12 protein-coding genes, 2 pseudogenes and 1 riboswitch are annotated in these 14,723 nt (G+C 71.2%); of the genes and pseudogenes, 11 read left to right on the top strand and 3 right to left on the bottom strand.

Annotation, left to right across the window (positions count from 1 at the left end):
• Nucleotides 1-130: 130 nt before the first annotated feature.
• Complete coding sequence (locus ACIQMX_RS23920; RefSeq protein ID WP_363077363.1) at nt 131-748, top strand: FABP family protein; 618 nt, start codon at nt 131-133, stop codon at nt 746-748.
• Here the strand turns inward: ACIQMX_RS23920 and ACIQMX_RS23915 are convergent.
• Together ACIQMX_RS23915 and ACIQMX_RS23910 are read right to left on the bottom strand one after the other, a co-directional pair.
• On the bottom strand, nt 711-2,921 hold the full coding sequence (locus tag ACIQMX_RS23915; RefSeq protein ID WP_402480927.1) for a HelD family protein: 2,211 nt from the start codon (nt 2,919-2,921) through the stop codon (nt 711-713). The genes ACIQMX_RS23920 and ACIQMX_RS23915 overlap by 38 nt on opposite strands.
• Before the next feature lie 217 nt (nt 2,922-3,138).
• Complete coding sequence (locus tag ACIQMX_RS23910) at nt 3,139-4,224, bottom strand: GH25 family lysozyme (RefSeq protein ID WP_402480925.1); 1,086 nt, start codon at nt 4,222-4,224, stop codon at nt 3,139-3,141.
• A 198-nt stretch (nt 4,225-4,422) separates the two neighbouring features.
• Here ACIQMX_RS23910 and ACIQMX_RS23905 point away from each other — a divergent pair, with 198 nt between their 5' ends.
• Nucleotides 4,423-5,235, top strand: coding sequence for a M23 family metallopeptidase (locus ACIQMX_RS23905; RefSeq protein ID WP_363077369.1), 813 nt, complete (start codon nt 4,423-4,425; stop codon nt 5,233-5,235).
• A gap of 234 nt (nt 5,236-5,469) precedes the next feature.
• On the opposite strand, the gene ACIQMX_RS23900 is transcribed toward ACIQMX_RS23905, so the two are convergent.
• A complete protein-coding gene (locus ACIQMX_RS23900; RefSeq protein WP_363077371.1) occupies nt 5,470-6,138 on the bottom strand; it encodes a DUF4097 family beta strand repeat-containing protein in 669 nt (222 codons plus the stop codon).
• 231 nt (nt 6,139-6,369) lie between these two features.
• Between ACIQMX_RS23900 and ACIQMX_RS23895 the strand changes: the two are divergent.
• From ACIQMX_RS23895 to ACIQMX_RS23855, 9 genes and pseudogenes are all read left to right on the top strand, one after another.
• Nucleotides 6,370-6,670, top strand: a pseudogene (locus ACIQMX_RS23895) (helix-turn-helix domain-containing protein); the annotation flags it as partial.
• Between the two features lie 266 nt (nt 6,671-6,936).
• Entirely contained in the window at nt 6,937-7,344 is a 408-nt protein-coding gene (locus ACIQMX_RS23890) for a VOC family protein (protein WP_363077373.1), read from the top strand.
• 153 nt (nt 7,345-7,497) lie between these two features.
• Nucleotides 7,498-8,067, top strand: coding sequence for a PadR family transcriptional regulator (locus ACIQMX_RS23885; protein ID WP_402480922.1), 570 nt, complete (start codon nt 7,498-7,500; stop codon nt 8,065-8,067).
• Nucleotides 8,054-8,836 carry an SGNH/GDSL hydrolase family protein gene (locus ACIQMX_RS23880; RefSeq protein ID WP_402480919.1) on the top strand — a complete coding sequence of 261 codons (783 nt, stop codon included), beginning with the start codon at nt 8,054-8,056 and terminating at the stop codon, nt 8,834-8,836. The genes ACIQMX_RS23885 and ACIQMX_RS23880 overlap by 14 nt, the downstream gene beginning before the upstream one ends.
• 569 nt (nt 8,837-9,405) lie before the next feature.
• Nucleotides 9,406-9,992 (top strand): annotated as a pseudogene (locus ACIQMX_RS23875) (ABC transporter ATP-binding protein); the annotation flags it as partial.
• 308 nt (nt 9,993-10,300) lie between these two features.
• Nucleotides 10,301-10,484: riboswitch (cyclic di-AMP (ydaO/yuaA leader) on the top strand.
• 5 nt (nt 10,485-10,489) lie between these two features.
• Entirely contained in the window at nt 10,490-11,368 is an 879-nt protein-coding gene (locus tag ACIQMX_RS23870; protein WP_363077379.1) for a transglycosylase SLT domain-containing protein, read from the top strand.
• Between the two features lie 195 nt (nt 11,369-11,563).
• The gene (locus tag ACIQMX_RS23865) at nt 11,564-13,048 is read left to right on the top strand and encodes an FG-GAP repeat protein (protein WP_402480917.1); all 1,485 of its coding nucleotides are present in this window, start codon (nt 11,564-11,566) and stop codon (nt 13,046-13,048) included.
• Nucleotides 13,049-13,160: 112 nt separating this feature from the next.
• Entirely contained in the window at nt 13,161-14,240 is a 1,080-nt protein-coding gene (locus ACIQMX_RS23860) for a dihydrodipicolinate reductase (RefSeq protein ID WP_363077383.1), read from the top strand.
• Nucleotides 14,237-14,716: a carboxymuconolactone decarboxylase family protein gene (locus ACIQMX_RS23855; protein ID WP_363077385.1), complete on the top strand. Its 480-nt coding sequence runs from the start codon at nt 14,237-14,239 to the stop codon at nt 14,714-14,716. The genes ACIQMX_RS23860 and ACIQMX_RS23855 overlap by 4 nt, the downstream gene beginning before the upstream one ends.
• Nucleotides 14,717-14,723: the final 7 nt, after the last annotated feature.

Below are 14,723 nucleotides of genomic sequence, written 5' to 3'. Positions count from 1 at the left end.
GCGCCCGCCGCCCCGGCCCCGGGGCCTTTCGCCCGGATGGTGCCGGGCGCGCGGGTCCGGCACCATCCGGACGAAAGGCCCTAGGCTGCCAACCGGCACCGGCACCGGCACCGATCCAGGAGCTCACCTCATGTCCGACCCCGCAAGCACACCCCCGTACCCCGATGCCTTCGGGCCGGACGAGACCCCCGCGCCGCACCCGCTGCTGGAGCCGCTGGCCGGAATCCTCGGCAGCTGGACCGGCCGGGGCCGCGGCGGGTACCCGACCCTCGCCGAGGACTTCACGTACGCGCAGCACGTCACCTTCAGCCATGACGGGCGGCCCTTCCTCCACTACGAGGCGCGTGCCTGGCTGCTGGACGCGGACGGGCTGCCCCTGCGGCCGGCCGCGCGGGAGAGCGGCTGGTGGCGGATGCAGCCCGACGGCCGGGTGGAGGCGCTGATCACCCAGCCCACCGGCATCGCGGAGATCCTGACCGGCCGCGCGGAGGGCGGCGCGGTCGACCTCACCACCCACCAGGTCGCGGTCACCCCCACCGCCAAGGACGTCGAGGCCAGCCGGCGCCGGTACACCCTGGCGGACGACGACACGCTCGACTTCGTCCACGACCTCGCGGCTGTTGGCCACCGGCTGCGGCATCACCTCACGGCGCGGCTCCGGCGCGAAGCCCCGAGCCGGGGGCAGGGCGCGGAGCGTCCGTCGGACGGGCTCAGCGCAACGCCTCCGGCAGCTCCGCCCGGTGGATGATGCCCAGACGCTGCGTGGCCCGGGTCAGCGCCACGTACAGGTCGCTCGTCCCGAACAGGGCGGGTTCCACGACCAGCACATGGTCGAACTCCAGCCCCTTCGCCTGCCGCGGGTCGAGCAGCACCACCGTGTGCGTGAGGTCGGGTTCGGCGCCCGCGGTGACTCCGGTCAGCGGAGCGCTGATCTCCTCGTGGAGCGCCCGCGGCGCGATCACCGCGAGCCGGCCCTCCTCGGGTGTCAGCTCCAGGACCGCCCGGGCCACCGCGCCCGCCAGATCGTCACCGGATTCGCGCAGCCACGGCAGCTCACCCGTGGACCGCACCGAGGCGGGCGGTTCGAACGACGGGTCATGGGCGCGCAGCACGCGGGCGGCCAGCTCCATGATCTCGGCGGGCGTACGGTAGTTGACCTTCAGCGCCACGTGCTCGAAGCGGTCACCGACGTACGGCGCCAGGATCTTCTCCCACGAGCCGACGCCCGCCTCCTCGGAGGTCTGCGCGGGGTCACCGACCAGGGTCATCGAGCGGGTCGGCGAGCGGCGCATCAGCAGCCGCCACGTCATCGGTGACAGCTCCTGCGCCTCGTCGACGATGATGTGCCCGAACGCCCAGGTGCGGTCGGCGGCGGCGCGCTCGGCAGCGCTGCGGTGATCGGCCTCCTCCTGGCGCTCCGCCATCCGCTCCGCGTCGATGATGTCGTGGGCGGCGAGGACCTCGGACTCCTCGTCCTCGAACTCGAAGGACTCCGAGCCCCGCGACAGCTCCAGCACGCCCTGCGCGTAGGCGATCCGCTCCTGGCGCTCGGCCTCCGCGGCCGCCCGCTCGGCGCTGTCGTCGGAGCCGAGGAGCTCCGCGGCCTCGTCGAGCAGCGGGACATCGGCAGGGGTCCACCGCGCACCGCCGGGCGCGCGCCGGATCGCCTCGGCGTCCTTAGCGGGTACGTGGACCGGGTCCGCCAGGTACTCGGTGAGGAACGCCTCCGGGGTGAGCGGCGGCCACAGCTCGTCGATGGCGCCGTGCACCGCGCCGCTGACGGCGACCGCCTTGCCGAGCTGGGCGATGTCGTCGGGGCCGAGGAAGTTGGGCCCGCCGTACGGATCGGCCCCGATGCGCTCCGTGAGCTGGGCGGTGAGGGCGTCGATGATCCGGAACGCGAAGTGCGGGCGGGCGAGATTGTGCGGCAGCAGGGTGTCGCGGGCCGCCTGGCGGGCCTCGTAGGCGATCTCCCAGTCGAGGATCAGGTCGCCGTCGTCGTGTGCGATGACCATCGGCGCACCGGGCTCGGGCAGCAACTGCCGGTCGCGTACGGCCATGGCGAGCGCCTCCGCCATCGGCTCGCCGCCCTTGACCGTGGCGGCGCGGGGGGTGTCCGTGCCGTCGGCGTGGACCCCGGGGAACAGCTCGGCCTGGGTGGCGAGCAGCACCCCGGTCTCGCCGAGCGCGGGCAGCACCTCACCGATGTAGCTCAGGAACGCCGGGTTGGGGCCCACGATCAGGACGGCCCGCTTGGCGAGCAGCTCACGGTGTTCGTACAGGAGGAACGCCGCCCGATGCAGCGCCACCGCCGTCTTTCCGGTACCGGGACCGCCCTCGACGACGAGCACACCGCGGTGCGGCGCGCGGATGATGCGGTCCTGCTCCGCCTGGATGGTCCGCACGATGTCGCCCATGCGGCCGGTGCGTGCCGAGTTCACGGCGGCCAGCAGCACGGCGTCACCGCTCGGGTCCTCGAACCCGGTGCGCTGCCGGTCCCCGACGTCGAGGATCTCGTCGTGCAGCTCGGTGACGTCGCGGCCCTCGGTGGTGATGTGCCTGCGCCGGCGCAGCCCCATGGGAGTGTGACCGGTGGCGAGGTAGAAGGGACGCGCGACCGGCGCGCGCCAGTCGATCAGCAGCGGCGTGTGCGCGGTGTCGTCCTCACGGATGCCGATACGGCCGATATGGTGCGCGGTGCCGTCGGAGAGATCGATTCGGCCGAAACACAGGGAGCCGTCCACCGCGTTCAGGGCGGCCAGCAGCCCGGAGCGTTCGGCGACGAGCACATCACGCTCGAGACGGGCCTGCAGCCCGTTCCCGACCGGCGTCAGCGCGTCCTCGACATGCTGGGCGGCGACTCCGCGCACCGCGTCGACGCGGTCGTAGAGCCGGTCGATGAATTCCTGCTCCTTCTGCAATTCGGCACTTTCCCGAGTTGACAACATTGCTCCCTGACGGATATGGTGTTTCTTAGTGGCCCCCCGTGCGGGGCCTTTTCTGTGGGCGCACAGAAACACTCAATATACTCGGGAAAATCCCCGGCCCGCAATTGCGGACCGGGGATTTCTTGTGCCGCGGGTCGTGTGGGGCGGCGGGTGGTCCTGGGGGTGTGGGTCAGTCCCACTGGTCCTGGTTTCAGTCCCACTGGTCCTGGTTGATGAAGCGGCTGAAGCCTCGCCAGGAGTTGGGTCCCATGACGCCGTCGATGGGTCCGGTGTAGCCGTGGGCGGCTGCGAGGCGTTGTACGGCGGCCCAGGTGTTGGTTCCGGGGACTCCGTCGAGGGGGCCGGTGTAGCCCCAGTTGCGCATGTTCAGCTGGAGCGCGGCGTAGGTGCGGGGTCCCGGGACCCCGTCGATGGGTCCGGTGTACCCGGACTGGATCCGGAGCCAGTTCTGCGTGCGCTGCCACATCACCGGGCCCGGCACACCGTCCTGCTCCGTCGACGTCTTCGGCAACCCGCCACCCGTCGGTGGCGGGTCGGTCGGCTCGGTGAGGTCGAACGCCCAGGGGCGGGCGAGGCTGAGATCGACCGGGGAGACGCCGCCGGCGGACCCCACGGAGGTGTACTGGTGCGCCGCCCAGTCGGGGTACCGGCCGCCGAGGTCGGGTGCGCCGGGCCAGGTGCCGTCGTTCGGCCCCCAGGAGGCGGCCCACAGATGGGCGCCCGCGGCGATCGTGCGGTTCCAGGTCCGGGACCGCAGCGCGCCGGTGCTGATGTAGAACCACGGCACGTAGCTGCCGACCCGCTCCCGTACGCGGTTGAACCAGGCGGCCACGTCCGTGTCGTCCCACAGGCGGGTCGAGTCGTCCAGGACCTCGACATCCAGCGCGAGCACGTCGCCGGCCCGGTAGTCGTGCAGATGGTCCACGAAGTAGTCGGCGGCGGCAGCGGGGGCGAGGAAGTCTCCCGACAGCCAGTAGTGGCCCACCCGTAGCCCGGCGGCGCGGGCTCCGTCGACATGGGCGGCATAGGAGGACGTGGTGTACGGGCCCTCGGCGAGCTGGCACCCGCCGGCCTTGGCGATCACGAAGCTACGGCCCTCAGCGGCCGCCCGGGCGTAGTCCACGCCCAGCTGGTAGTTCGAGACGTCGATGCCCTCCAGGTCGGCCGCCCGTGTGCGGGCCGGGCCGTCCGCGATCGCCGGGCCGGCGGCCAGGGCGATGCCGGCCGGGGTCAGGGCTGTCGCCACGAAGCCGCGAATCAGAGCTCTCCTGTGCATGTCTCCTCCGGTGGGGGCGGGGGTCCCGGCATGGATGTGCCAGGGGTGTGAATGTCATGCACTTATCAATATCTATGCGCGTAGGCTACCGTGACACCGCACCCCTCTGCCAGGTCAAGTCGCTTTATTCACAAGGGAGTTGCTGTGTGCGAGAAGCATGGTTCCGATGACGTCCAGAACGCTCGGCCCCGGGCCGGGATGAGCCGACGTACGCTGCTGCGCGGCTCGGTCACCACGCTCGGCCTGGCGGCCGGCGGTGTGCTGTTCTCGGGTAATCCCGCCCAGGCGCTGGACATCTACAACCCGTTCAGCGGCTATCAGATCACCGGCACCTGGCAGGACCACCTCGACAGCGGCTCGCTGGGCGGGATCGACTACGGAATGGGCGTCGGCACGGCGCTGCCGGCTGCGGGTGCCGGAGTCGTCACGAACATTCCGAACAACGGCACCGGCGGACACACGGTGACGATCACCCACAGCGACGGGTACCGGACGCAGTACATGCACCTGTCGCAGTTCCTGCTGGCCAACGGCGCCTCGGTCGGCAAGGGAGGAATCGTCGGCCGCTCCGGCGGCGCGGTCGGCGCTCCCGGCTCCGGCAGTTCTACCGGGCCGCACGTGCACTGGCACCTCATCACCCCGGGCGGCACGCGCGTCAATCCGCTGAACTACCTGGGGGGCGGTGGCGGGTTGCCGAAGACGTCGACGGAGCAGGACGGTGTGCCGGGCCCGGTGATGTGGCAGCGCACGCAGAACTGGCTCCGGATCCAGTCCGGGTACACCGGACCCATCGACGGGATCCCGGGACCCCGCACCTACGCCGCGCTCCAGCTGAACATGCGTAACTGGGGCTACACCGGCCCCCTCGACGGCGTCCCCGGAACCAACACCTGGGCCGCCGTACAACGCCTCGCAGCCGCCCACGGCTACACCGGACCCATCGACGGCGTCATGGGACCCAACTCCTGGCGAGGCTTCAGCCGCTTCATCAACCAGGACCAGTGGGACTGACCCACACCCCCAGGACCGCTCCGTGCGCGTGCCGGCCCAAGGGTCGAGGGCGCCGAAAGGGCGGCGTACGCCGACGTGTTGTCGGGGTGCGCCGCCCTTGCGGCGGGACGGGGTGAGGCGGATCCTGCGGCGGCATGACGGTCGCTCTGTTGCTTCGGGTCGTCCGCGCAGGACCTGCGCGGACCGTTCGCCGAGAAGGCCGGGTTGCGCAGGAGGGACGCTCTTTCTGCAGGTCTACAGGCTGCGGGCCGAGATGTCGCCGTGCGTGGTGGTCGCGTGGATGTTCAGACCTGCGTCGCCGTCGGTGTTCCTGAGCGCGTTCTCGATCCGGCCGAACGCGGCACCCGCGTCCAGGGACGCGGAGACGCCGCGGGCGGCGCCGACGGAGATGTGGCCGTACTCGGTGCGCAGTTCGACCGTGCCCTGCACAGCCTCCGCGACGTGGATGTCGCCCTTCTGGACGCGGATCTCCGCGGGGCCGCCCAGCAGGCCGACCGAGACGTCACCGGAGAGCAGTGTGACGCGGGCACCCGCGGTCTCGTCGAGCTTGACCGAGCCCTGAGCGCACTCGAGGACGACATCGCCGAGCCTTCCGACACCCCGGAGTTCGGCGTCGGCCGTCTTCGCCTCGATGCGGGAGCCGGCGGGCAGCTGGATGGTCACCTCGACGGAACCGGTGTTGCCGACGAGGCGGTTCTTGGCCGGTGCGGACTCGATCCGCAGAACGCCGTCGCCGTACCGGACGGTGGTCTGTTCCGCGGCCTTCGTGTCGCGGCTCTTGGAGGCGTCCGCGGGCAGGATCTCGACCGTGGTGTCGGGCCGGTCGGCCGCGATGAACCGGACGTGTCCGGCCGCGATGTCCAGGATGGCGAGGACCGGGGTGGGGGTGTCGTACTTCTGCATGATGCCTTCCTCCGACTCGTTGTTTCCGATGGCGAAAACGCTACGTTGCGTTCACTGATCGCGCAATGACGTTGTTGCTCCAAGTGGCCATACGTACAGGTGAAAGGTGTAGCATCGTTGCAATGGTTGTGCGGCTAACGCAACAACCCCGTCCTCATTCATTGCAATGGATTGAACGCGAACGCTACGGTCGGGGTATCGGCGCCGATGAAAAACCAGGGAGGGGCCGTGATGCCGGGAGGCAGGCTCGCCCAGCAGGAACGGCAGCAGATCGCGCTCGGGCTCACGGGCGGTCTCCGTACGCGGAGATCGCCCGACGCCCCGACCGCCCCACGTCGACGATCACGCGTGAGGTGAGGCGTAACGGCGGCCCACCACCTACCGCGCCGACCTCGCGCACCGTCACACCGAACGCCGCACGCACCAGTGCAGACAGGCCGTCCCCGGCGGATCGCAGGCATCTCCGCTGCCGCACGGGCGTGACGCCGAGGCCGTGCGCGCGTACGAGGAGGCGTTCACCACCGTCCTCGTCGCCCGCTTCCTCGACTTCGTGAACGAAGGCATAACACGCGCTGCGGAGCGGGCCCGTGAGGTTCTCCGCACGAAATCCGGAACGTTCTCGGGCGACGCCGCCGGACCGGACCCGGATCGCTTGTGGGCCGGCCAGGGCGTGCCCGGTCGAAGTGGCTCGACAGGCGGGCGGAACCACTCCTATGATCTCAGGCGGACATCGCGTGCCGGTCACCGGCCGGGTGAGGCATGGAGGTGTCCGGGAGATGCCTTCGGAGGCATTCCGCTTTGTCTGTCGAGTTGAATCACACGATCATCCACGCCCGGTCCAACCGGGAATCCGCCGAGTTTCTGGCCCATCTTCTGGATCTCGAAGTAGGCGCGGAGTGGGGGCCGTTCATTCCGGTCCTGTTCAGCAACGGCGTCACGCTGGACTTCGCCACCCTTCCGCCCGAGTCGATCGCCCCGCAGCACTACGCGTTCCTCATCGGAGACGCGGAGTTCGATGTCGCACTGCGGCGTATCCAGGACGCGGGAATCACGTACTACGCCGATCCGCGTCTCGAACAGGCGGGTGAGATCAATTTCCATCATGGCGGGCGCGGGCTGTACTTCATGGATCCCGCGGGTCATGGAATGGAAATCATCACGCGCCCTTACGGAAGTCACGCGGCGACGACGCCCCCGGCGTCGTAGGCCGTAGTCCTTCCCCAGGGCCGCAGCCCCTCCCGCCGCCGGGCGGCAGCATCGTCACTTGTACTCAAGAGCTTGAGTAGTCCTATTCTTGAGTACGACGGGTGTCGGCCGGTGTCGCCGGCCGACCGGTGAGGAGAGGGAGGGGCTGCTTCCATGGCCTTGCGACATGCCGTGCTGGCGGCGCTGCTGGACGGCGAGTTCAGCGGGTACCAACTGGCGAAGGCGTTCGACGTCGGCGTCGCGAACTTCTGGCACGCCCTGCCCCAGCAGCTGTACACCGAGCTGGCCAGGCTGGAGAAGGAGGGGCTGGTCGAGGGCCGGCAGGTGGTTCAGGAGACCCGGCCCAACAAACGTGTCTTCCAGGTCACCGACGCCGGCCGCGAGGAGCTGGAGAAGTTCGCCGCGACCACGTCCAAGCCGTCCTTCATCCGCGACGACCTGCTCGTCAAGGTCCAGTCCGCCGACCGCATCGGCACCGCACAGGTCATCGAGCAGCTCGATGAGCGAGTGGCCGCGGCGGACGCGAAGATCGCGCTCCTCGACGATCTGCTGCGGCAGATGCGCGGGGAAGCGGACGAGGACGAGTTCCTCCGCCACGGCGAGCGCATCGGGCCGTACCTGACGTGCCTGCGCGGCGTGGCCTTCGAGCAGGGCCACCGGGACTGGTGCCTGCGGATCGCGGCCGTGCTGCGGGAGAGGCAGGCGGCTCATGCCGGGCGTTGAGTACCTGCGCTACGTCGCGCTGGGCGACAGCCAGACCGAAGGGGTCGGCGACGGGGACGACATCATCGGCCTGCGCGGCTGGGCCGACCGGCTCGCCGAGCACCTCACCACCGTCAGCCCCGGCCTCCAGTACGCCAATCTGGCCGTGCGGGGACGGGTCGCCGGCCAGGTCCACGCCGAACAGCTGGAACCGGCTCTCGCCCTGCGCCCCGACCTGGCCACCGTCGTGGCCGGGGTCAACGATCTGCTCCGGCCGCGGGTCGACGTCGGGGAGGTGGCCGGCCACCTGGAGGAGATGTTCGCCGCGCTCACCGCGGCCGGGGCGCAGGTGGCGACCCTGACCATCCCCGACGTGGGGAAGATCGCGCCCGTCGCCCGGCCCGTCAGGTCCAGGGTGTCGGAGCTCAACACCCTCATCCGCGCCGCCGCGGCCCGCCACGGCGTCGCCGTCGCCGAGATAGCCCATCACCCCGTCGCCACCGACCCGCGCCTGTGGAGCGTCGACCGGCTGCACGCCAGCCCGCTCGGCCACGCGCGGATCGCCTCAGCCGTCGCCCAGGCCATCGACCTGCCCCACAGCGACTCCACCTGGACGCACCCGTTGCCACCCCAAGTGCTCCCCACCGGCTGGCAGTCCGCCGGGGCCGAACTGCGCTGGGCCGCCGCGTTCCTCGGCCCGTGGCTCGGGCGCCGGCTGCGCGGCCGGTCATCGGGAGACGGACGCACCGCCAAGCGCCCCCACCTCCTGCCCCTGAGTACCGCGGCATGACCGCCCGCCCGCGCCGCCGCGGCTGAGGTTCACGCACGGGTGCCCGAAGGGGTCCGGCCCACCGCGTCGCGCGGTGGGCCGGACTCCTTCGGCGGGTGACGGAAGGTCAGCGTGCGAGGCGGATGCGGTGCAGCTGGTCCTTGCCGTCGGCGCCCGCACCGGACGTGTCGATGACGGACGTGACCCCCGACAGCGCCGTGCTCCGCGCCGTCGACGCCCACACCGGAGTTGCCGACGAGGGACGTGGCCCCGTACGACAGCGTGGTGCTCCGCACCGGGACGCTCTCCTGGCTCCTCCGGAGGCGCAGCCCGCTGGCCTCAGCGCTGCTCGTTCCGCTGCCGGCTTTCCGCGTCAGCCTTTCAGTGATGGCGCGTTCGTCCGGGACGAGCCTGTCGCGGACTCTCTCGGGGTTCCTGGGAACCGGCGACGCCGGAACCGTCACGATCGTGTGGGAACCTCCGGCGGCCCCGCGTCTTCACCGGCCTGCTGGTCGGTGCCGCCTCGGCGTCGCGGGCAGTCCCACCCGGACCCTGGCCGCAAACCGCCTCGCCGCACCCGGGAGACCGGCCGCCGCAGGGCCGCCCGCCATGTCGCGCCGCTGCCGCAGTCGCCTCGGGCCCCCGAGGCGGTCACCGTGGACGGCCTGGTGCGGGCTACGGCCGCAGCCCGCACCAGAGGCTGCTGCGTCAGTGGTCGCGCGAGGACGAGCGGGCGGTACACGACGCACTCGACGCCACCGGCACCACCGGCCTGGCCGGAGGGGAGCGCGTCGACCGGTTGTCCCGGCGGGCAGCGCCGGCGCTGCCCGCGCGGTGGGGCCGGCCCGGCAGACCCCGGTCGTCCTGCTCGACGAACCGACCATCGCCCTCCACCCCGGGCCTGCCGTCGAGGTCCTGGAACCCGTCCGCGAGGTCGCGGCCACCGGCCGTGCCGTCGTCATGGTCCAGCACGGCCTGGCTGCCGCTGCCCGCTACGCCGACCCGCTCGTCGCCATGAAGGACGGCCGCGTCATCGCCTCGGGCGCCCCCCGGGCGACGGTCGACGCGGCACTGGTGAAGGAGCATGTACGCGCTCGGCGCGGACATGCTCGCCGCCCCGGGCGACGGCTCACCGGTCGTCGTGCCGCGCACCGAACAGGCGTCGCCGGGCAGGTGACCCCCACCCCTCAATGTCCCAATTAGGTGATTGATCGTAATAGTCGGGAATGCTCCCCGTGTCGCGGGCCCGGGGGTGCGGCGTCCGGGCGACGGGCAAATCGCCCGTTTCGGGCGCAGTGGCCAGCGTCACGTTTCCCGCCCCTGACGCGGAACCAGATGCTTCGGTTCCCTGTCGCCCCTAGAAAGCCGGCCCGCCCGGATGTGACCGGCATCGCACATTTCCTTTTATTGATCTTGCGAATCAATTGTGATCAGGAATTCCGGGCTTGTTTCGCCCGGTCTTTCTCGCTTACGGTCACCGTCAATCCGGATGGAACGCCGAATCCTGCCGCCGTCCGGTAACCCGACCACTCACGTACGGCAGGAGCGGGGGACCCAGGTTTGCCGCCGTTCCGGGAATCCGGAGCGGCTAGGGGTGAAGTCGCCATGCGCGGCCGGACATCTCCAGTCCGAACCCGACAGCTCACCTCGCAGGCGGCGGAGAGGAAAAGCGCCATGCCCATCAAGGGTCATCACCGTCGTTCCAAGTCCACCCCCCTGACCCGCGGTCTCATCGCCGTGAGCGCGGGCAGCGCGGTTCTCGCGCTCCCCCTGATCGCTGCCGGATCGGCTTCCGCCGCACCGGTCCAGTCGGTCGTCGCGGAAAAGGCCGTGGCCCCGGTTTCCGTTGCCGGCAAGGGAATTGCCGTACAGCAGGGCAAGTCCACCACCTATTCCGTGATCTCCGGCGATTCGCTTGCCAAGATCGCTCGTGGGCATTCCCTCGCCGGTGGCTGGGAGCAGCTCTACAAGGACAACCGGAACGTGGTCGGCGGCAACCCCGACCTGATCCACCCGGGCCTGAAGCTGACCATCGGCGCCAAGTCCACCGCCGCCGCCCCCAAGGCCGCGACCCCGAGCGATTCCAAGGCGGAGAACACCTCCGACAGCGCTTCGCAGTCGTCGGCCGCCCGTGCCGAGAGCGCCGACCGCGCCGACCGTTCCGAGCGGACGGCGATGCCCGTCGCCGAGCAGACCGCCGAGACCGCTCCCGCGCAGGCCGCGACGGCGTACACCGACGACCTCGACGGCTGGATCAAGGAGTCCCTCGCCATCATGGCCGAGCACGGTATCCCCGGCAGCTATGACAGCATCCACCGCAACATCATGCGCGAGTCCTCGGGCAACCCGCAGATCGTCAACAACTGGGACTCGAACGCCGCCGCCGGCACCCCGTCCAAGGGCCTCCTCCAGGTCATCCAGCCCACGTTCGACGCGTACCACGTGCCCGGCACCTCGCTGGACATCCTGGACCCCGTCGCCAACATCACCGCCGCGTGCAACTACGCCGCCGCGACGTACGGCTCGATCGACAACGTCTTCGGGGCCTACTGATCCACCGCGGTACCGCCCCCGCGCGGAGCCGTGAGAAGGGGTGGAAGGGAGCTCGGCAGCTCCCTTCCACCCCTTTTGCGATGCCGTACAACCCTTGCGCCGCCGAGCCGGTCCAACAGGGCGCCGGGAGGGAAACGGGCTCTTCCCGGCATCCCCCCGGTCTCGCCCGGTCATCCTTGAACCGAGGAGCCGCTCGTGCGCACCTACCGGCCGGCCGCCGTCGTCGCGGCCTCGTTCCTCCTGATCGCCGGGGCCGCCGTCACCGCGCCCTCCGCCTACGCCGCCGGCACTCCCGGCGGAACGCACGCGGACGACCGCAACACCGACTTCAACGGTGACGGCTACGAGGACGTGCTCATCGGCGCGCCCGGCGGGACCATCGGCGGCAAGAAGGGCGCGGGCTACGTGACCGTGCAGTACGGCGGGCCGGGCGGCATCGGCACCGCCCGGGGCGCCGTCCTCAGCCAGGACACCACCGGGGTACCGGGCGGCGCCGAGGCCGGGGACGGCTTCGGCACCGCCCTCGCCACCGGCGACCTGGACGGGGACGGGTACGACGACGCCGTCGTGGGCCTCCCGGGCGAGAACGTCGAACCGGTTACCGACGCGGGCGGCGTCATCGTCCTGTGGGGCTCCGCGCAGGGGCTCTCCGGCTCGGGCAGCGACTGGATGCAGGCCGGGGAACTCGCCGCCGGCATGGGGTTCGGCAGCGCCCTCGCCGCCGCGCACTTCAGCCCCGACATCCCCGGCGACCAGCTGGCCGTGACCGACCGCACCGGCTTCGCCCTGTTCCAGTACGCCCCGGGCACCCGCCGGAACGCCACGTCGAGCAGCAGCAGCGGCATCCCCGGCACCCCCGGGCGCGAGATCGCACCCCGTGCCCTGACCACCGGCGACTACGACGGCAACGGTCTCGCCGACCTCGTCATCTCCGGCGTCACCGTCGGCGACGAGCCGGGCCACGGATGGTCCGCGCTCCTCCTCGGCGAGGTCCAGGGGCTCCGCTACGACCACGACCTGCGCGGCGGTCCGGCAGTCGCCTCCGGCGACATCGACAACGACGGCTACGACGACCTGGTCACCGGGGAGCCGAACAGCCCGGGCGACGGCGGCGAGGCGATGACCGGCGGTGTGGTCGGCGTGTACTACGGCAGCGCCGGCGACGGACCGGTCGGCGCCGAGGGCCCGGGCACCCCGCCCGTGTGGTGGACGCAGGACACCCCGGGGGTCCCTGGTGTTTCGGAGGCCGGCGACGGCTGGGGCGCTGACCTCTCCGTCGCGGACACCGACGGCGACGAGTACGCGGAAGTGGCCATCGGCGCCCCCGGCGAGGACATCGGCGCTGTTGCCGACGCGGGTGCCGTGTGGGTGCTGCGCGGTGCGGCCGGCGGGCTGACCGCCGCCGGTGCGGGCTCCTGGGACCAGGACTCGGTGAACGTGCCGGGCGTTCCCGAACGGGGTGACCGCTGGGGCGGCCGGGTGCGGCTGACCGATCCCGACGATGACGGGCGGTCCGGTCTGCTGACCGCCGCGCCCGGAGAGAACGCCGGCGACGGCATCGTGTGGGCGTTCCCGGCCGGTACCGGCGGCGTGACAGCCGCCGGCTCGTGGACGTTCGACGCGGGAACGTTCGGAGGTCCGGAGAAGGGCGCCGGATACGGGACCGCGATCGACGAGTAGCAGCCCGGGGGAGCGGGGCGGGGACAGTTCTCCCGGGCCCGTCCCCACCCGCTCCCAAGCCGGTGCGCGAAGGCACTATGAACCTTTCATCCCGCGCGCTACCCTCCGCCGCATGATTTCCACGGTGGTCTGGGGAACCGGCAATGTCGGCCGTGCGGCCATCCGCGCCGTCGAGGCCCATCCGGCCCTGAAACTCGCGCACGTCCTCGTCCACGATCCCGGCAAGGTGGGCCGCGACGCGGGCGCCCTGGCCGGGCTGGAACGCGACCTCGGCGTCGCGGCGACCGACGACATCGAAGCGGTGCTCGCCACCGCCCCCCGGGCCGTCGTGTACGCGGCCTCCGGCGACATCCGTCCCGACGAGGCCCTGGCCGACATCACCAGGGCGGTGGCCGGGGGCGCCGTCGTCGTCACTCCGGCGCTGTACGCGCTCTACGACGGCCGCGGGGCCCCGCCCGAGCTGCGCGAACCGGTGCTGGCCGCCGTGGCCGGCGGTGGCGGATCGCTCTTCGTCTCCGGCGTGGACCCGGGCTGGGGCAACGACGTACTTCCCCTGCTCATCAGCGGTCTCGGCACCACGATCGACGCGATCCGCTGTCAGGAGATCTTCGACTACTCCACGTACGACCAGCCCGACTCGGTGCGCCACCTGATCGGCATGGGGCACCCCATGGAGTACGAGCCCCTCATGCTCGCGGCCTCCGTCCCGACCATGGTGTGGGGCGGTCAGATACGGCTGATGGCCCGGGCCCTGGGCGTGGAACTCGACGACATCCGCGAGACCATGGCCCGGCGGCCGCTCGAAACCACCGTCACGACCAGGACGATGGGTGAGTTCGAGGCCGGGACCCAGGGCGCGGTCCGCTTCGAGGTCCAGGGCATCGTCGAAGGCGAACCCCGCATCGTCATCGAGCACATCACCCGCATCCATCCGTCGTGCGCCCCGGACTGGCCGTCGCCGCCCGACGGCGCCGGCGCCCACCGGGTGATCATCGAGGGACGCCCGCGCATCGAGGTGACCGTCGAGGCCACCGACGAGGGAGAGAACCGCTCGGCGGGCGGCAACGCCACCGCCGTCGGACGGCTGGTGAACGCCATCGACTGGCTGGTGGAGGCGGAACCCGGACTCTACGACGCGCTCGACGTGCCCCTGCGTCCCGCAGCCGGCCGACTCGGAAGGAAGCAGTCATGATCATCGACATCCCCGAAGGCCAGGAGCCGATCGGATACGTGTGGGGTGACATGGTCCCCGGCATCGGCATGGCCGCCGCGAACTTCTCGCTCTCGGTGTACGAGCACACCACGCTCGGACTCCGTGAGTTCGAGGCCGCAAGGCTCCGCATCGCGCAGATCAACGGCTGTCTCTTCTGCCTGGACTGGCGCACCGAACGCGACGGGCGGAAGGTCGAGGAGGAGTTCGCCGGCGCGGTGAGCGACTGGCGCACGACCGATGCCTTCGACGACCGGACCCGGCTGGCGGCCGAGTACGCCGAGCGGTACGCCCTGGACCACCACGGCCTGGACGACGCGTTCTGGGCCCGGATGACCGCGCACTACAGCCAGCACGAGATCGTCGAGCTGAGCATGAGCATCGGCTCCTGGCTGGCGTTCGGCCGGCTCAACCATGTGCTGGGACTCGACGCGGTGTGCGTACTGCCGGGCCACTGAGAGACAC

The organism is Streptomyces sp. NPDC091416 (genome assembly GCF_044756845.1).
Taxonomy (GTDB): domain Bacteria; phylum Actinomycetota; class Actinomycetes; order Streptomycetales; family Streptomycetaceae; genus Streptomyces.
This window is presented reverse-complemented; position numbering and strand designations above follow the sequence as displayed.

What these genes read in the sequence shown, in the direction of transcription:
- ACIQMX_RS23920 (WP_363077363.1), top strand. Translation starts at nt 131, where the DNA reads ATGTCCGACCCCGCAAGCACACCCCCGTACCCCGATGCCTTCGGGCCG.
- ACIQMX_RS23910 (WP_402480925.1), bottom strand. Translation starts at nt 4,224, where the DNA reads ATGCACAGGAGAGCTCTGATTCGCGGCTTCGTGGCGACAGCCCTGACC.
- ACIQMX_RS23905 (WP_363077369.1), top strand. Translation starts at nt 4,423, where the DNA reads ATGAGCCGACGTACGCTGCTGCGCGGCTCGGTCACCACGCTCGGCCTG.
- ACIQMX_RS23900 (WP_363077371.1), bottom strand. Translation starts at nt 6,138, where the DNA reads ATGCAGAAGTACGACACCCCCACCCCGGTCCTCGCCATCCTGGACATC.
- ACIQMX_RS23885 (WP_402480922.1), top strand. Translation starts at nt 7,498, where the DNA reads ATGGCCTTGCGACATGCCGTGCTGGCGGCGCTGCTGGACGGCGAGTTC.
- ACIQMX_RS23880 (WP_402480919.1), top strand. Translation starts at nt 8,054, where the DNA reads ATGCCGGGCGTTGAGTACCTGCGCTACGTCGCGCTGGGCGACAGCCAG.
- ACIQMX_RS23870 (WP_363077379.1), top strand. Translation starts at nt 10,490, where the DNA reads ATGCCCATCAAGGGTCATCACCGTCGTTCCAAGTCCACCCCCCTGACC.
- ACIQMX_RS23860 (WP_363077383.1), top strand. Translation starts at nt 13,161, where the DNA reads ATGATTTCCACGGTGGTCTGGGGAACCGGCAATGTCGGCCGTGCGGCC.
- ACIQMX_RS23855 (WP_363077385.1), top strand. Translation starts at nt 14,237, where the DNA reads ATGATCATCGACATCCCCGAAGGCCAGGAGCCGATCGGATACGTGTGG.